At 68.9% G+C, this 15,222-nt stretch carries 12 protein-coding genes, 1 tRNA gene and 1 pseudogene; 8 read left to right on the top strand and 6 right to left on the bottom strand.

All coding sequences use genetic code 11. The features are described 5' to 3' along the window. Positions 1-73: 73 nt before the first annotated feature. Positions 74-184, bottom strand: a tRNA-Glu gene (locus tag F3H10_RS11400). 325 nt (positions 185-509) lie between these two features. Here F3H10_RS11400 and F3H10_RS11395 point away from each other — a divergent pair. Next, the gene (locus tag F3H10_RS11395) at positions 510-1,508 is read left to right on the top strand and encodes a phosphate signaling complex PhoU family protein (RefSeq protein ID WP_149784893.1); all 999 of its coding nucleotides are present in this window, start codon (positions 510-512) and stop codon (positions 1,506-1,508) included. 79 nt (positions 1,509-1,587) lie between these two features. Continuing rightward, positions 1,588-1,971: a hypothetical protein gene (locus F3H10_RS11390; protein WP_149784892.1), complete on the top strand. Its 384-nt coding sequence runs from the start codon at positions 1,588-1,590 to the stop codon at positions 1,969-1,971. A gap of 60 nt (positions 1,972-2,031) precedes the next feature. On the opposite strand, the gene F3H10_RS11385 is transcribed toward F3H10_RS11390, so the two are convergent. Both F3H10_RS11385 and F3H10_RS11380 read right to left on the bottom strand, forming a co-directional pair. Next, on the bottom strand, positions 2,032-3,228 hold the full coding sequence (locus tag F3H10_RS11385) for a PAS domain-containing response regulator (RefSeq protein WP_149784891.1): 1,197 nt from the start codon (positions 3,226-3,228) through the stop codon (positions 2,032-2,034). Positions 3,229-3,330: 102 nt separating this feature from the next. Further along, the gene (locus tag F3H10_RS11380) at positions 3,331-3,597 is read right to left on the bottom strand and encodes a hypothetical protein (protein ID WP_149784890.1); all 267 of its coding nucleotides are present in this window, start codon (positions 3,595-3,597) and stop codon (positions 3,331-3,333) included. 86 nt (positions 3,598-3,683) lie between these two features. Between F3H10_RS11380 and F3H10_RS11375 the strand changes: the two genes are divergently transcribed. Continuing rightward, positions 3,684-5,093, top strand: a complete 1,410-nt coding sequence (locus F3H10_RS11375; RefSeq protein WP_149784889.1) for a class II fumarate hydratase — start codon at positions 3,684-3,686, stop codon at positions 5,091-5,093. A gap of 17 nt (positions 5,094-5,110) precedes the next feature. Here F3H10_RS11375 and F3H10_RS11370 read toward each other — a convergent pair whose 3' ends face one another. Then, positions 5,111-5,494: an ACT domain-containing protein gene (locus tag F3H10_RS11370; RefSeq protein ID WP_149784888.1), complete on the bottom strand. Its 384-nt coding sequence runs from the start codon at positions 5,492-5,494 to the stop codon at positions 5,111-5,113. A 111-nt stretch (positions 5,495-5,605) separates the two neighbouring features. Between F3H10_RS11370 and sucC the strand changes: the two are divergent. From sucC to F3H10_RS11345, 5 genes and pseudogenes are all read left to right on the top strand, one after another. Then, positions 5,606-6,754 (top strand): annotated as a pseudogene (gene sucC / locus F3H10_RS11365) (ADP-forming succinate--CoA ligase subunit beta); the annotation flags it as partial. A gap of 79 nt (positions 6,755-6,833) precedes the next feature. Further along, positions 6,834-7,703: a succinate--CoA ligase subunit alpha gene (gene sucD, locus F3H10_RS11360; RefSeq protein WP_149784886.1), complete on the top strand. Its 870-nt coding sequence runs from the start codon at positions 6,834-6,836 to the stop codon at positions 7,701-7,703. Positions 7,704-7,787: 84 nt separating this feature from the next. Next, positions 7,788-10,427, top strand: coding sequence for a GAF domain-containing protein (locus tag F3H10_RS11355; RefSeq protein ID WP_149784885.1), 2,640 nt, complete (start codon positions 7,788-7,790; stop codon positions 10,425-10,427). Positions 10,428-10,534: 107 nt separating this feature from the next. Continuing rightward, positions 10,535-10,822, top strand: coding sequence for a helix-turn-helix domain-containing protein (locus F3H10_RS11350; protein ID WP_149784884.1), 288 nt, complete (start codon positions 10,535-10,537; stop codon positions 10,820-10,822). Between the two features lie 139 nt (positions 10,823-10,961). Then, positions 10,962-12,269 (top strand): tRNA (N(6)-L-threonylcarbamoyladenosine(37)-C(2))-methylthiotransferase, encoded by a 1,308-nt coding sequence (locus F3H10_RS11345; RefSeq protein WP_149784883.1) that lies wholly within the window; start codon positions 10,962-10,964, stop codon positions 12,267-12,269. Here F3H10_RS11345 and F3H10_RS11340 read toward each other — a convergent pair. Both F3H10_RS11340 and F3H10_RS11335 read right to left on the bottom strand, forming a co-directional pair. Beyond that, the gene (locus F3H10_RS11340; RefSeq protein WP_394349713.1) at positions 12,218-12,826 is read right to left on the bottom strand and encodes a trimeric intracellular cation channel family protein; all 609 of its coding nucleotides are present in this window, start codon (positions 12,824-12,826) and stop codon (positions 12,218-12,220) included. The two genes, F3H10_RS11345 and F3H10_RS11340, sit on opposite strands and share 52 nt — an antisense overlap. Positions 12,827-12,984: 158 nt before the next feature. Beyond that, positions 12,985-15,108 (bottom strand): AMP-dependent synthetase/ligase, encoded by a 2,124-nt coding sequence (locus F3H10_RS11335; protein WP_149784881.1) that lies wholly within the window; start codon positions 15,106-15,108, stop codon positions 12,985-12,987. Positions 15,109-15,222: the final 114 nt, after the last annotated feature.

Here is a 15,222-nt window from a genome sequence, read left to right as displayed (position 1 = left end):
CGTTCCGCTTCGTCACTCTCTGATTCAAATCGCCGACGCTGCGCGTCTGCTCGTCACGTCGTTCCTCGCAGAATGCTCGGTCAGGGATTTGAACCCTGGTCGTCGGCTGTCTTCCGAACCGGCACGGCGACGTACCGCGTTCGTCGAAAGGCCAACATGATTGGCCGGACTACACCAACCGAGCGCGTTCGCTCGTTACGACGGGGCCGATTTAACTCTTCTCAACTCCCTTCGCCGAGACACGCCTTCACACGACCCCGGACCGCGAAGACCGGTCGCGGCCGTGGCTCGGTCGCGGGCTCGCCACGGGCCGGCCGCGAGTCGCTCACGGACCGAAAACACCCATATATATACGAGGATCGGGCTATGTATCCGTGAGATCCTCTCGTCCAGATTCGTCCGAAGTAGTCCACATGGGCGACAGTACGCGTATAGGGCGGGTACTCGTTCATCACTGAACTATATATTTTTAACACAGGCTTAAGTCGGGGCGACCACAATCCGGTCACATGGAAACGCGGAAGGTGCAAGTCACCGGCGGCTCGACGTACACGGTCTCGATCCCGAAGTCCTGGGCGACCGAGAACGACGTCGGCGCGGGAAGCGAGGTGGAGTTCTATCCTGACGGCGACTCGCTGTTCCTCACGCCGCGCTCGGAGGAGGAGCGGACCCGAGGTAGCCTCGAGATCACCGACCTGACCGGTCAGGACCTCACCCGCGCGGTGACGACGATGTACGTCAGCGGGTTCGACGTCATCGAACTGACTGGCGGGGAGATCACCACCGAACAGCGCTCGATGGTCCGGGAGGCGGTCCAGAGCCTCGTCGGCCTCGAAGTGCTGGAGGAGACCCGTGACCGCGTCGTGGTCCGGGACCTGCTCGACTCCTCGGAGCTGTCGATCCACAACGCCGTCACCCGGATGCGGCTGATCTCGCTGTCGATGCTCCAGGACGCGATCACGGCGCTCTCCGAGCTCGACCACGACCTCGCACGCGACGTGATCGGCCGCGACGACGACCTCGACCGGCTGTGGCTCGTCGTCTCGCGGATCTTCCGGGCCACCCTCCGGACGCCGAAGGCCGCGGAGGAGCTCGGACTCCCCCGCGAGGAGTGTTTCGACTACCACTCGAGCGCCCGCCAGCTGGAGCGGGTCGGCGACCACGCGACCAAGATCGCTCACCTGACGCTGAACATCGAGGAGCCGCTTCCCGAGGACGTGATCGACGCCATCGACGACCTCCACGGCGACGCGGTCGAGGTCGTCGACACCGCGATGGACGCGCTGTTCGCCGAGGACAACGACGAGGCCACCCGGCTGGCGAACGAGGCGCGCACCGGCGTGCGGGCCATCGACGAGCGTGTGCGGGCCATCGACGAGCTGCTCCGCGGGCTCGACCCGACGCGGGCACAGCTCCTGGGCCTCGTGGTCGACTCCGTCCTCCGGTCGGCCGACTACGGCGGAAACGTCGCCGAGACCGCCCTCCAGAAGGCCGCGCCGACGCCGTGAATCGGCAGGCTGCCCGTCGGTGGTCCGGGCTCGAACGGGTAGCCGTGTCTTTTTGTCCGTTGACGCCGGACTCCGTGGCATGCCGGAGATCGAGTTAGGCGTCCCGCGAGGGGTCATCGAGTCGTTGCCCGAGGGAGACGAGACCGCGGAGCGGGACATGCGGCGGGCCATCGCCGGGATCCAGTCCCGGCTGAACGAGGAGATCGGCGGGAGCGACCCGGCGGACGCGGCGGCGGTCGTCGTCGACGCGGTCGAACGCATGGAGGAGCAGGCGAGCACCTACCACGAGTTCGTCCCCGAGCTTCGCGCGTGGGGACAGTCGCCGATCTACGCGATCGCCTGGCGGAACCTCTACGTCGAGCTGATCGGCCAGCTGTACGAACACGAGTGGCTCGCCGGCGAGCTCGACCGCGAGCGCAACTTCCGCCTCGTCGACGACGGGGTCCGACTCTCGGACCTGTAGCGACCCGACTCACAGGGAGGCGGAACTCGGCTGGTCTCCGGCCGATCCCCGACGCTCCGCTCAATTCCCGTCGTCTCCGCTCTCCGCCGCTCGATACAGCCAGAGGTGACCCCCGCCCTGCGGGAGGTCCACCGGTCGGTAGGTGCGACGGAGCGTCCGACCGTCGGCGAGGTCCAACCGCTCGTCGTAGACCGGCTCTCGATCCTCGATGACCGCGTTGATTCGCGTGACGAACCCCTCCGGGTCGACACACCGGTCGCTCACCTCGATCGCGAACCGTTCGCAGTCGGCACCCACCGCCCCCTCCGGGTCGCCGTCGACGTCGAACAGGTCGTACAGCCGGTCGTTGACGGCGAGGACGCGCCGGTCGGCGTCCTCGACGAGCACGCCGTGCGGGAGCGTGTCGAACACGGTCGAGAGGACGGCGTTCGTGCGCTCGAGTTCGCGCTTCCGCTCCTCGCGTTCGGTGATGTCCTCGAACTGCGAGAAGACTCGGATCACCTCGCCGTCGTCGTCGGTCACCACCTGGTTGTGCCACGCACACCGGATCCGCTCGCCGTCGCGGGTGACGTTTTCGTTGACGCTCCGGTACCCGCCGCGGTCGGCGAGCAGACCGCGTTCGATCTCCGCCACGCGACGCCGCTGGTCCTCGGGGACGATCGGCATCCACGTGCCGCCGACGAGCTCCTCGGCGTCGTAGCCGGTTATCTCCTCGGCGACCGAGTTCACCCGAACGATCTCGAACGTCTCGTCGTACTCGATGGTGCCGAGCGGCGACTGCTCGATGAACCGCGAGAGCCGGTCCTGACTCGCCGCCAGCGCCCGCTTGGAGCGGTGCTGGTCGACCGCGTTTCGCACCCGGTTGGCGAGCACGGTGTACTGGTCGGTGCCACCCTCCTTCTGGAGGTAGTCGGTGACGCCTGCGGAGACGGCCTCGCTCGCGATCTCCTCGCTTCCCTTCCCCGTGAACAGCACGAACGGGACGTCGACGTCGCGCTCGCGAACCGTCTCGAGGAGCTCCAGTCCGTCGGTCCCCGGCATGTCGTAGTCGCTGACGATACAGTCGATCCGTTCGTCTCCCGCCTCGAGCGCCTCCAACGCGTCGGCCGCGGTGGTCTCCGACCGGACCGAGAACGCGTCGTCGACGCGCTCGAGGTACGTGGCGACGAGTTCGGTGAACGACCGATCGTCGTCGACGTGAAGGACTCGGATCCCGTCGTCCCGGACGGTCTCCGACCGGTGGAGGGGATCGGCCATGATAGTACGACAGACTGTCGCGTGAAATATATCTTCGGGTGGGAGGACCGGCGTGCGTCGTATCGAGGTACCGGGACCGTCGATAGACGATCGAACGTGGTGTTATGCTCCGGAATCGGTCGGAGTATCCCCGGCGTCTCGCGCGTTCGGTTTCGATCCATCGGCGTTCGCGAGCCGGAAGAGCCCGACGAGCGCGCCGGCGACGATGACGGCTCCCTCGATCCGGGCGGCCGCGAGGACCCACGACTTCGGCTCCGCGTCCTCGGCGTTCCGGTAGGCGACGCGGGTGAGTACTCGGACGAGCGGACCGGGCGCGACCGCCTCGATCAGCCCGAGGATCCCGGCGGCGAGGAGTAGGTGAGCTCGCATGCTCGCGCTTCGACGGGAGACGACAAAAGCGATGCGGCCACGCCGGGAAGGGTAGTTTTTACTCCGTCTCCGGGGAAGGGCCGGACATGGGTGAGGACTACCGCACGGAGGAGGACAGCCTCGGGGAGATGCAGGTGCCGGCCGACGCCTACTGGGGCGCACAGACCCAACGAGCCGTCGAGAACTTCCCGATCTCGGGGACCGGGTTCGGGCGGCGGTTCGTCCGCGCGCTCGGGGTCGTGAAGAAGGCCGCCGCGCAGGCCAACCGCGACCTGGGACTCGTCGACGACGACACCGCGGAGGCGATCGTCGCCGCCGCCGACGAGGTGATCGCGGGCGAACACGACGACCAGTTCCCGGTCGACGTGTTCCAGACCGGCTCGGGCACCTCCTCGAACATGAACGCGAACGAGGTGATCGCCAACCGAGCCGCCGAGATCGCGGGCGCGGAGATCGGCGACCGCGTCGTCCACCCCAACGACCACGTCAACTACGGGCAGTCCTCGAACGACGTGATCCCGACGGCGATGCACGTCGCCGCCCTCGAGGCCGTCGAGAAGGACCTCGTTCCGGCACTCGAGACGCTTCACGTCGAACTCGAGGCGAAGGAGGCGGCGTTCGACGGCGTCGTCAAGACCGGCCGCACCCACCTCCAGGACGCCACGCCGGTCCGGCTCGGCCAGGAGTTCGGCGGCTACCGGACGCAGATCGCGAAGGGGATAGAGCGCGTCGAGGCCGTCCAGTCGAACCTGCGCGAGCTCGCCCTGGGCGGGACGGCGGTGGGCACGGGACTCAACACGCACCCCGAGTTCCCCGAACTCGTCGCGGAGTACGTCTCCGACGAGACGAACACGACGTTCCGCGAGGCCGACAATCACTTCGAAGCACAGGCCGCCCACGACGCGATGGCGGAGGCACACGGCGCGTTGCGGACGGTCGCCGGGAGCATGAACAAGATCGCCAACGACCTGCGCCTGCTCGCCTCCGGGCCCCGAAACGGCCTTGGCGAGATCGAACAGCCCGAGAACCAGCCCGGCTCCTCGATCATGCCCGGCAAGATCAACCCCGTCGTCGCCGAGTCGGTCAACCAGGTCCACAAGCAGGTCGTCGGCAACGACGCCGCCGTCTCCGCGGGAGCCGCCCGCGGCGAGATCGACTTGAACCTGTACAAGCCCGTCGTCGCGCACAACTTCCTCCAGTCGGCCGAGCTGCTCTCGAACGCGGCGGAGACGTTCGGCGAGCGCTTCGTCGCGAAGCTGGAGGCGAACGAGGAGTACTGTGAGACCCGCGTCGAGCAGTCGATGGCGCTCGCGACCGCGCTCAACCCCGCGATCGGCTACGACAAGGCCTCGAAGGTGGCCAAGCAGGCGCTCGCGGAGGACAAGAGCGTCCGCGAGGTCGCCGTCGCGGAGGGGTACCTCACCGAGGCGGAGGCCGACGAAGTGCTCGACCCGGAGGCGATGACCCACCGCGTCATCCTCGGCGACGAGGACTGAACGAACCGGCTTCGCCGTCAGTCGGCGACCTCACAGCCCAGTTCTTCCAGCCGCGCGACGGCGGTAGGGAGGTCCTCCTCCTTGACGAGCACGTGGTCGGTCGCGTACGAGGAGAGGACGAACACCGAGACGTCCGCCTCGGCGAGCGCCGTCGCGACCGCCGCCAGGAACCCGACGAGTTCGAACGGGAGGTCCATCTCGAAGGTCAGGCGTCTCCACCCGGGTTCGACCGCGTCGGCGTCGATCTCGTCGACGGCGTCGCCCTCGAGGACCACCGTCGTCTCGCCCCCCTCGCGGATCGTCGCGAACGCGTCGGGGTGGTCGCGGTCGGTCCGGCAGACCGCGTACGTCTCGTCCGACACGCCGACCGCTCCGCCTTCGAGGAACTGGCTCGGGTCCATGCGGACTCAACCCGCTTCGAGGGCAAAAAGACCCGTCGCTGCCGGCCATACCGTCTCCGACGCTCGGGCGGGATCGACACCATTTAAGCCGGCGTCGCCCGCCCTTCGAAACGGATGAAACTTCACGAACATCAAGCGAAGTCTATCTTCGCGGACGCCGGGATCCCGGTACCGGACTCCCGGCTCGCGGCGACCGTCGAGGAGGCGCTCGACGCCGTCGACGAGATCGGGTACCCGGCCGCGATCAAGGCGCAAGTCCACGTCGGGGGACGCGGGAAGGCCGGCGGCATCAAGATCGCGACCGACCGCGAGGAAGCCGAGCAGTACGCCGAGGAGATCCTCGGGATGGACCTGAAGGGGTACACCGTCGAGGAGGTCCTCGTCGAGGCCGGCGTCGACTTCGTCGACGAGCTGTACGTCGGCGTGACGATGGACCGCGGCGAGGGCCAGCCCGTCCTGATGGTCTCGACCGAGGGCGGCGTCGACATCGAGGAGGTCGCCTCGGAGAACCCGGACGCGATCGCGCGCGAGCACGTCGACCCCGCGTTCGGGCTCCACCCGTATCAAGCCCGCAAGGTGGTCTACGAGGCCGGCGTCGACGCCGACGTGGCGCTCGACGTGGCGTCGATCCTCTCGACGCTGTACGACCTGTACGAGGACAGCGACGCCTCGGAGATCGAGGTCAACCCGGTGATGATCACGAGCGACCGCGACGTGGTCGCCGCCGACGCCGTGATGAACATCGACGAGGACGCCCTGTTCCGCCAGCCGGACCTGGCCGAACTGGCCGAGGCGTCCTACGAGGACGACCTCGAGCGCAAGGCCGGCGAGTACGGCTTCGATTACGTCCGTCTCTCCGGGAACGTCGGCATCATCGGCAACGGCGCGGGCCTCGTGATGACGACGCTCGACTTGGTCGACTACTACGGCGGCAAGCCCGCCAACTTCCTCGACATCGGCGGCGGCGCGAAGGCCGAGCGCGTCACGCAGGCGCTCGACATGGTCTTCTCGGACCCGAACGTCGACAGCGTCGTGTTCAACATCTTCGGCGGGATCACCCGCGGCGACGAGGTCGCCAAGGGGATCAACGAGGCGCTCGCGGAGTTCGACGAGATCCCGAAGCCGGTCGTCGTCCGGCTGGCCGGGACCAACGCCGAGGAGGGGATGGAGATCCTGAACACCGACCTGATCGAGGTCGAGGAGACGCTGGAGGACGCCGTCCAGCGTGCGGTGAAGAACGCGGAGGAGGTGGCCCAATGAGTTCTATCGTACGTTCACTCGCTTCCGACGGTCGCTCGTTCACGAACGATAACCTCACGCTCACCACGGGGTGGTTCGCGTGAGCATTTTCGTCGACGACGACACGCGCGTGGTGGTCCAGGGGATCACCGGCGGGGAAGGGAAGTTCCACGCCGAACAGATGATCGAGTACGGGACGAACGTCGTCGCGGGCGCGGTGCCCGGCAAGGGCGGCCAGGAGGCCGCCGGCGTCCCCGTCTACGACACCGTGAACGAGGCCGTCGAGGCGGAGGACGCCGACGCGTCCGTGATCTTCGTGCCGCCGGCGTTCGCCGCCGACGCGGTCTTCGAGGCGCTCGACACCGACCTCGACCTCGCGGTCGCGATCACCGAGGGGATCCCGACCCAGGACATGGCGAAGGTGAACAAGCGTCTCGGCGAGACCGACACGCGCCTGCTCGGCCCGAACTGCCCCGGCATCATCACGCCGGGCGAGGCGAAACTCGGCATCCTGCCGGGCAACATCTTCGCCGAGGGCAACGTCGGGCTCGTCTCCCGCTCGGGCACCCTGACCTACCAGGTCGTCGACAACCTCACCGAGCGCGGCATCGGCCAGACGACCGCCATCGGCATCGGGGGCGACCCGATCATCGGCACCTCCTTCATCGACGCCCTCGAGGCGTTCGAGGCCGACGACGAGACCGACGCGGTCGTGATGTGCGGCGAGATCGGCGGCGAGGACGAGGAGGAGGCCGCCGCGTTCATCGGCGAGCACATGGACACGCCGGTCGCCGGCTTCATCGCCGGCCGTACCGCCCCGCCGGGCAAGCGCATGGGCCACGCGGGCGCCATCGTCTCCGGCTCGGGGACGGGTACCGCGGAGTCGAAGATCGACGCCCTCAACGACGCGGGCGTTCCCGTCGGCGACACCCCGGAGGAGGTCGCGGACCACGTCGAGAGCTTCCTGTAGGGAGTCCCTCGACCCGGACGCCGGCTCAATCATTTTTGATACTTTCGCGAAAGCTTCAAATAAACGCGAAGTGTCTCAGACCGTATGGTACCGAACCCCGAGAGCGACTCCGAGGAGTCGACCGGGGGAACGCGGACGGCGGGATCCGCTGCGGACGCGGATCGACACGTGAGCGTCGAGACCGACGGTGAGACCGCGGACCGGCGGGAGGTCGTGCTCGTCGTCGACGACGAGCCCGGCGCGGCGGATCTGGCGGCGACGTACCTCGAGCGGCTCCTCGACGAGGTCGAGACGGTCACCGTTACGTCCCCGGCCGCGGCGCTCGAGCGGCTCCGGGAGCGGCGGATCGACTGCGTCGTCAGCGACCACGACATGCCGGAGTCGACCGGATTGGAACTCCTCGAGACCGTCCGTTCCGAGGTGGGCGACGTCCCGTTCGTGCTGTTCACGGGGAAGGGAAGCGAGGAGATCGCGAGCGAGGCGATCTCCGCGGGCGTCACCGACTACCTCCAGAAGGAGGGCGGCACCGACCAGTACGAGATGCTCGCGAACCGCGTGGACAACGCGCTCTCCCGGCGACAGGCCGAGTCCGACCTGCGGGAGGTCAACCGGAAGGTGACCGCGATCCACGAGTTCGCGACCGGCCTCTCGTGTGTGGACTCCGTCGAGGGGGTGTTCGAGCGGGTCGTCGACGTCGCCTCGGAGGTCCTCGAGTTCGATCGGTGTCTCACCGCCCGACGCGAGGGCGAGTACGTCTACCCGGCGGCGCTCTCGGAGGGCGTCACTGAGGACGACGTGCGGCGGTTCGAACTCGGGGAGGGGCTCGCGGGCCGGACCGTGGCGGAGGAGCGGACGTTCCTCGTCGAGGAGGTCGGAAAGTCCGCGGACGCCGACCCCGTCGACGACGACGTCGAGTCCGCGATCAGCGTCCCGATCGGCGGATACGGGCTCATTCAGGCGATCTCCAGCGGGCGGGCCACGTTCGACAAGCGGGACGTGGAGTTCGCGGAGCTGGTCGCCGCACACGCCGCGGAGGCGATGGAGCAGATCGAAACGGAGGGGGCGCTCCGGGCCGAGCGCGACCGGCTGGCCGCGCTCTTCGACAACGTTCCGTCGCCGGTCGCACGGCTCGCGATCGACGAGTCGGGCGAGCGTCGCCTCGACGCGACGAACGACGCGTTCGAGTCGACCTTCGGCTGTGCGGCCGGAGAGGTCACCTACGCCGAGATGTGCGCGGCCATCGTTCCCGAGGGGGTCGAATCGATCGAGCCGGACTGGTCCGAGACCGACATGGGCCCGATCCGAACGGAGGTCGAGCGGCGGACGGTGTCGGGAGTCAGGGACTTCATTCTGAACGCGATCCCCACGGAACGGGACGACGAGGTGCTGCTCCACCTCGTGTACGCCGACATCGACGAACAGAAGCGGGTGGAGCGGACCCTCCGCCGGCTCCACGAGGCGACCCGCGAGATGTTCCGCGGCGAGGACCGCCAGACGGTCGCCGAGGTCGCGGCCCGGACCGCGATCGACACGCTCGGGTTCCCGAACAGCGGGGTCCGGCTGTACGATCCCCAGTCGGGAACGCTGGAGCCGACGGCGATAAGCGAGGAGGCCATCGCGGCGATCGGCGATCGGCCCCCGTTCGGTCCGGGCGACGGGCTGGTGTGGGACGCGTACGACCGCAACGAGGTGGTCGTCGTCGACGACCTCGCGTCGGCGGAGACCGTCGTCGAGTACGGCGACGTTCGGAGCCTGCTCGTCGTGCCGCTCGGCGATCACGGCGTGATGCCGCTCGGCTCGCCCGACCCGCACTTCTTCGACGACACGGACGTCCGACTCGCGCAGGTACTGGCCGCGAACGTGACCGCCGCGCTCGACCGCGCCGAGCGGACCGAACAGCTCCGCGAGCGGGACGCCGCGCTCCAGCGGGAGCTCGACCGGCTCGAGAAGTTCGCGGGCGTGGTCTCACACGACCTCCGGAACCCGCTCACCGTCGCGACCGGGCGGGTCGAACTCCTCCGTGCGCTGATCGACGGCGAGGACGCCCACGAACAGCTGGATCGGGTCGAGGACGCCCACGCACGGATGGGCGAACTGATCGACGACCTCCTCGCGCTCGCCAGGGAGGGACGGACGGTCGACGACCCCGAACCGGTCGCGCTCGCCGACGCCGTCCGGGAGGCATGGGGGACCGTCGACACGGACGGGGCCGCCCTGGAGGTCGAAACCGGGAACGCGATCGTTCACGCCGACCCCGAGCGGCTCCGGACCCTCTTCGAGAACCTGTTTCGGAACAGCGTGGAACATGGTTCCACGAGCAGCCGGGTGAAGCCCGGCGACAGCGTCGAGCACGGCTCGACTGGCAGCCGGATTCCTCCGGAATCCGGCGACGGCGTCGAACACGGTTCCACCAACGGCGATCACGGAGTCACCGTCACCGTCGAGACGCTGCCGGACGGGTTCTCCGTCGCCGACGACGGGCCGGGGTTCGACGGGGTCGACCCCGAGGAGGCGATGGAGTACGGCGTCTCGAGTGCGGATCAGGGCTCCGGGCTCGGACTGGCGATCGTCAGGGAGATCGCCGACGCACACGGCTGGCGAGTCTCGGTCGGTGGACGCGAGGCGGGGACGGGAGGAGCGGACGGGGACGCGGCGGGGGACGGAGACGAGGAGGCGGCGGGGGACGGAGACGGCGCACGGTTCGAGTTCCGAACCGACGGGTAGCGGCCGCGAACCGCCCGACGGTGCGGGTCCGGAACCCCGTCCACCGGGCGTGCGCGATCTGCGCACACCCGGACCACGGTTATGGCCGGCTCGCCCCATCGATCGGTATGGACGACGACGTACGCGAACGGCTCGAACCGCTCCCGCCGAGCGCCAAGCTCGTGTACTACGTGCTCGACGCCGAGGGTCGGTTCGACCAGACCGGGCTCGCCGAGGAGACCCGGCTCTCGACGCGCACCGTCCGGTTCGCGATCGAGAAGCTCGCCGACGCCGACCTCGTCGAGGAGGGCTTCTGCCCCACCGACGCGCGCCGCTCCGTGTACGAACCGGCGGACGCCGTCGACGCGGAGTCGGCTCCCGGTCCCGCGCCGTCCGCGGTCGTCGCCGAGGACTGACCGGGAGCGGTCCCCGCGGCGTTCCGCACGTCCGCCGACCGCTCCGGTTTCCGGTTTCCGACCCGCCGATCCGCCGCCCTTTCGTTCACCCGCCGATCCGTCGCCCTTTTGCCCGCCCGTCGGGTAGGAAGGGTAACCGATGGCGACGTACCACATCGAGACGTACGGCTGTACGTCCAACCGGGGTGAGAGCCGCGCGATCGAACGCGCCCTCCGAGACGGCGGCCACCGACCGGCCGACGGCCCCGAGGAGGCCGACGTCGCCATTCTCAACAGCTGTACGGTCGTCGAGAAGACCGAGCGCAACATGCTCCGACGCGCCGAGGAACTGGCCGAGGAGACGGCGGAACTCGTCGTCACCGGCTGTATGGCGCTGGCACAGGGCGAGGAGTTCCGCGAGGCCGGCATCGACGCCGAGGTGCTCCACTGGGACGAGGTCCCCGAGCACGTCCTCAACGGCGAGTGTCCCACCCACACGCCCGACACGGAGCCGATACTCGACGGCGTGATCGGCATCCTCCCCATCGCGCGCGGCTGTATGAGCAACTGCTCGTACTGTATCACGAAGTTCGCGACCGGACGCGTCGACTCCCCGTCGATCGAGGAGAACGTCGAGAAGGCCCGGGCGCTGGTCCACGCGGGCGCGAAGGAGATCCGCGTGACCGGCCAGGACACCGGCGTCTACGGCTGGGACACGGGCGACCGGAAGCTCCCCGAACTGCTCGACCGGATCTGTGCCATCGACGGCGAGTTCCGAGTTCGCCTCGGGATGGCGAACCCCGGCGGCATCCACGGGATCCACGAGGAGCTCGCGGACGTGTTCGCGCGCAACGAGGAGCTGTACGACTTCATCCACGCGCCGGTCCAGTCCGGCTCGGACGACGTGCTCGAGGACATGCGCCGGCAACACCGCGTCGACAAGTTCCGGGAGGTCGTGGCGGCGCTCGACGACCGGCTCGACCACTGGACGCTCTCGACGGACTTCATCGTCGGCTTCCCGACGGAGAGCGACGCGGACCACGAGAAGTCGATGGATCTGCTCTCCGAGGTCCGCCCCGAGAAGATCAACGTCACGCGCTTCTCGAAGCGGCCCGGCACCGACGCCGCCGACATGAAAGGGCTCGGCGGGACGGTGAAGAAGGAGCGCTCGAAGGCGATGTCCGAGTTGAAGATGGAGGTCGTCGGCGAGGCGTACGGGTCGATGGTCGGCGACGAGTTCGAGGTGCTCGTCGTCGAGGAGGGCACCGGCGACTCCGTGAAGTGTCGCGACTCCGCCTACCGGCAGATCATCGTTCGAAACGCGACCGATCGGGGGGTCGAGGTCGGCGATTTCCTGACCGTCGAGGTGACCGGCCACAACACCGTCTACGCGTTCGGTGAGCCGACCGGCGAGGGTCAGCGCGTCGGTGGTTCCAGCTCGCCGGCCGTGGGAAGCTCCCAGCCGTAGGTGACGGCGACGAGCCGCGTGACGACGGTGACCGCCGCACAGAGCGCGGCGGCGGTGCTCCCGGCGACCCCGACGATCCCGGCGACGACGTAGGTGAGGCCGCCCAGCACGGCGCAACTGGCGTAGAAGTCCTCGAAGAGGATGAACGGCGCTCGGTCGAGCAGCAGGTCGGCGAACGCGCCGCCGCCCACCGCGTTGATCGTCGCGATCGCGACGACGCCGAACGCGGAGACGCCCGCCTCGGTGGCGACGATCGCGCCCGCGGTGGCGAACGCGGCGAGCCCGATCGCGTCGGACACGAGCGTGATAGGGTGGGTGTCCGGCGACGCGAGCACGACCTGTAACGCGATCGCCAGGGCGACGCCGAGCATCCCGAGCGCGATCTCGATCGGCGACTGGAGCGCCAACGGCGTTCGCAACACGAGGACGTCCCGCGTCGCACCACCGACGAACGCCATCGCCAGCCCGACGATGGTGATCCCGAACAGGTCGAACTCCTCGCGGATCGCCTTCGTCGACCCGACGAGCGCGAACGCGACGAGCCCGATCGTGTTCATCACCGCGAAGGGGTCGCCGAACAGCGTGACGAGGAGTTCCCGGCTCACTGGCTCGCCCTCCGAGGGCGTAACAGTTGAACCTGCCGGCGGCGGCGTATTCGGCGAGCGGCGCGGACGCGTGTCGTTCACGGGCGGTTGCGGACTCGGTTCCGTCCGGATCACTCCTCCTCGTAGATCATCTCGATCTCGGCGGCGAACCGGTCGAGGATGTTCCGGCGCTTCTTCTTCATCGTCGGCGTGAGGAGGTCGTTCTCCTCGGAGAACTCCTCGGGGACCAACCGGAACCGCTTGATCCGCTCGTAGGGCTCGAACGCCTCGTTCACCGCGTCGATCTCGGCTCGGAACCGCTCGCGGACGCGCTCGTCCCGGCAGACCTCCTGACGGTCGGTCGGGAGGTCGATCTCCTCGTCGTCGGCCCACGCCTCGACCGCCTCGAAGTTCGGCACGAGAAGCGCGGAGACGAACTTCCGCCCGTCGCCGAGCACGACGCACTGCTCGACGAACTCGTTGGCGGCGAAGCGGTCCTCGATCGGCCCGGGCGCGACGTTCTTGCCCGTCGAGAGCACGAGCAGTCGTTTGGCGCGCTCGCGGAACGCGACGTAGCCGTCGGGGCGGAGCCGGACGACGTCGCCGGTGTGGAACCACGGCTCCTCCGGGTCGCCGTCGCGCTCGTCCGGCGGCGTGCCCGCCACGGTCGCGTCCGCGGGAAGCGCGTCGTATGCCGAGAACGCCTCGCGAGTCGCGTCCGGGCGGTTCCAGTACCCCTCCGTCACCTGCGGGCCACGCACGAGCAGTTCCCCGACGGAGCCGCCGACGTCCGCGACCTCCTCGCCGACGACGCGGCCGTCGATCGCGATCTCGGTGTCGACGACCGGCGGCCCGATCGTCCCCACCTCGGGGGCCTCGGGCGGGTTGACACAGACCACCGGGGACGTCTCCGTGAGCCCGTACCCCTCGAGTATCGGGAGGTCCATCGCGTGATACAGCGCGCAAAGCTCCGCCGAGAGCGACCCGCCGCCGGAGATGAAGAAGTCGACGTTCCCGCCGAGCGCCTCCCGGACCGACGAGAAGACGAGCCGGTCGGCGAGCGCCCGCTTCGCGTCGAGAAGCGGGCCGGGGTCGTCGGCCTCGTGGTGTGCCCGCCCGACCTCGACGGCCCATTCGAAGATCCGTTCTTTCACGGGCGACTCGCTCGCCTGCTCGCGGATCGCGTCGTAGAGCTTCTCGTAGACCCGCGGGACGCTGGTCGTCGTCGTCGGCCGGACGAGCCCGAAGTCCTCCCGGAGCGTGTCCGGGCTCTCGGCGTAGCCGACGGTCGCGCCGGCCGCGAACATCATGTAGTGGCCCGCCAGCCGTTCGAAGACGTGTGCGAGCGGGAGAAACGAGAGGGTCGTCGTCGCTGCGGAGATCCCGGGTACCCCCGGATCGCGATCGGGTCGGTCCGCGAAGCGCTTGTAACACTGGTTCACGTTCGAGCGGAAGTTCCCGTGGGTGAGCCGGACGCCCTTCGGCTTCCCCGTAGTCCCCGAGGTGTAGATGAGGCTCGCGAGGTCGTCGACGGCGGTCGACTCGAGCCACGACTCGTAGGTCGTCTCATCGAAGGCCTCGGCGCCGAGCCCGTGGACCTCGCCGAGGGTGTACACGTCCTCGGCGTCCGTCGGGTCGTCCTCGTCCGTTCCGTCGTCGTCCCCACCCGCTCCGTCGCCGATCCCGTTCGCTCCGTCGCCGATCCCGTTCGCTCCGTCGTCGCCCCCGTTCGCTTTCTCGCCGACCTCGTCCATCGCCACGATCGCGTCCAGGTCGTGTGCGAGGTCGTCGCGGACGCCGAGCACCTCCTCGAGGAGCGCGCGGTTCTCGACGACGACGACCGTCGCCTCGGGGTCCTCGAGCAGGTAGCGGACCTGCGACGGCGACGAGGAGGCGTACACCGTCGTGACCGTCGCGCCGGCCGCGAGCGCCGCGAAGTCGGCCTGTGCCCACTCCATACGGGTCCCCGCGTAGATCGCGAGCCGGGTGTCGTCCCCGACGCCGATCTCGCGGAGCCCGGCCGCGAGGTTCCTGACGATCGCCCGCATCTCCGCGTACGTGAGGTCCGCGTAGTCGCCGGCGGGCGCGGGATCGAGGACGCCCGACGTGACGAGCGACCGGTCGTAGATCCCGCCCTTGTACCGCTGGGCGACACGGTCCGCGTTGCGCGCGGCGGAGCGCTCGAACGTTCGGGGGAGGGTCTCGCGGGCGACGGCGTCGTCCGCGAACCGGCGCTCGGCTTCCTGCCAACTCATACCGCCGGGACTCCCGGAAACGTAATAAACGATCCGGTGGTTGTTCGTTTCTTTCGCTCGAACGTTCCACGCCGAGGGTTCTCTGAGATTCTCCGAGGGTTTAATTCCCGGAGC

The organism is Halorubrum aquaticum (genome assembly GCF_900113615.1).
GTDB lineage: Archaea > Halobacteriota > Halobacteria > Halobacteriales > Haloferacaceae > Halorubrum > Halorubrum aquaticum.
The sequence above is the reverse complement of the archived record's forward strand: the minus strand, read 5'-3'. Positions and strand labels throughout refer to the sequence as shown.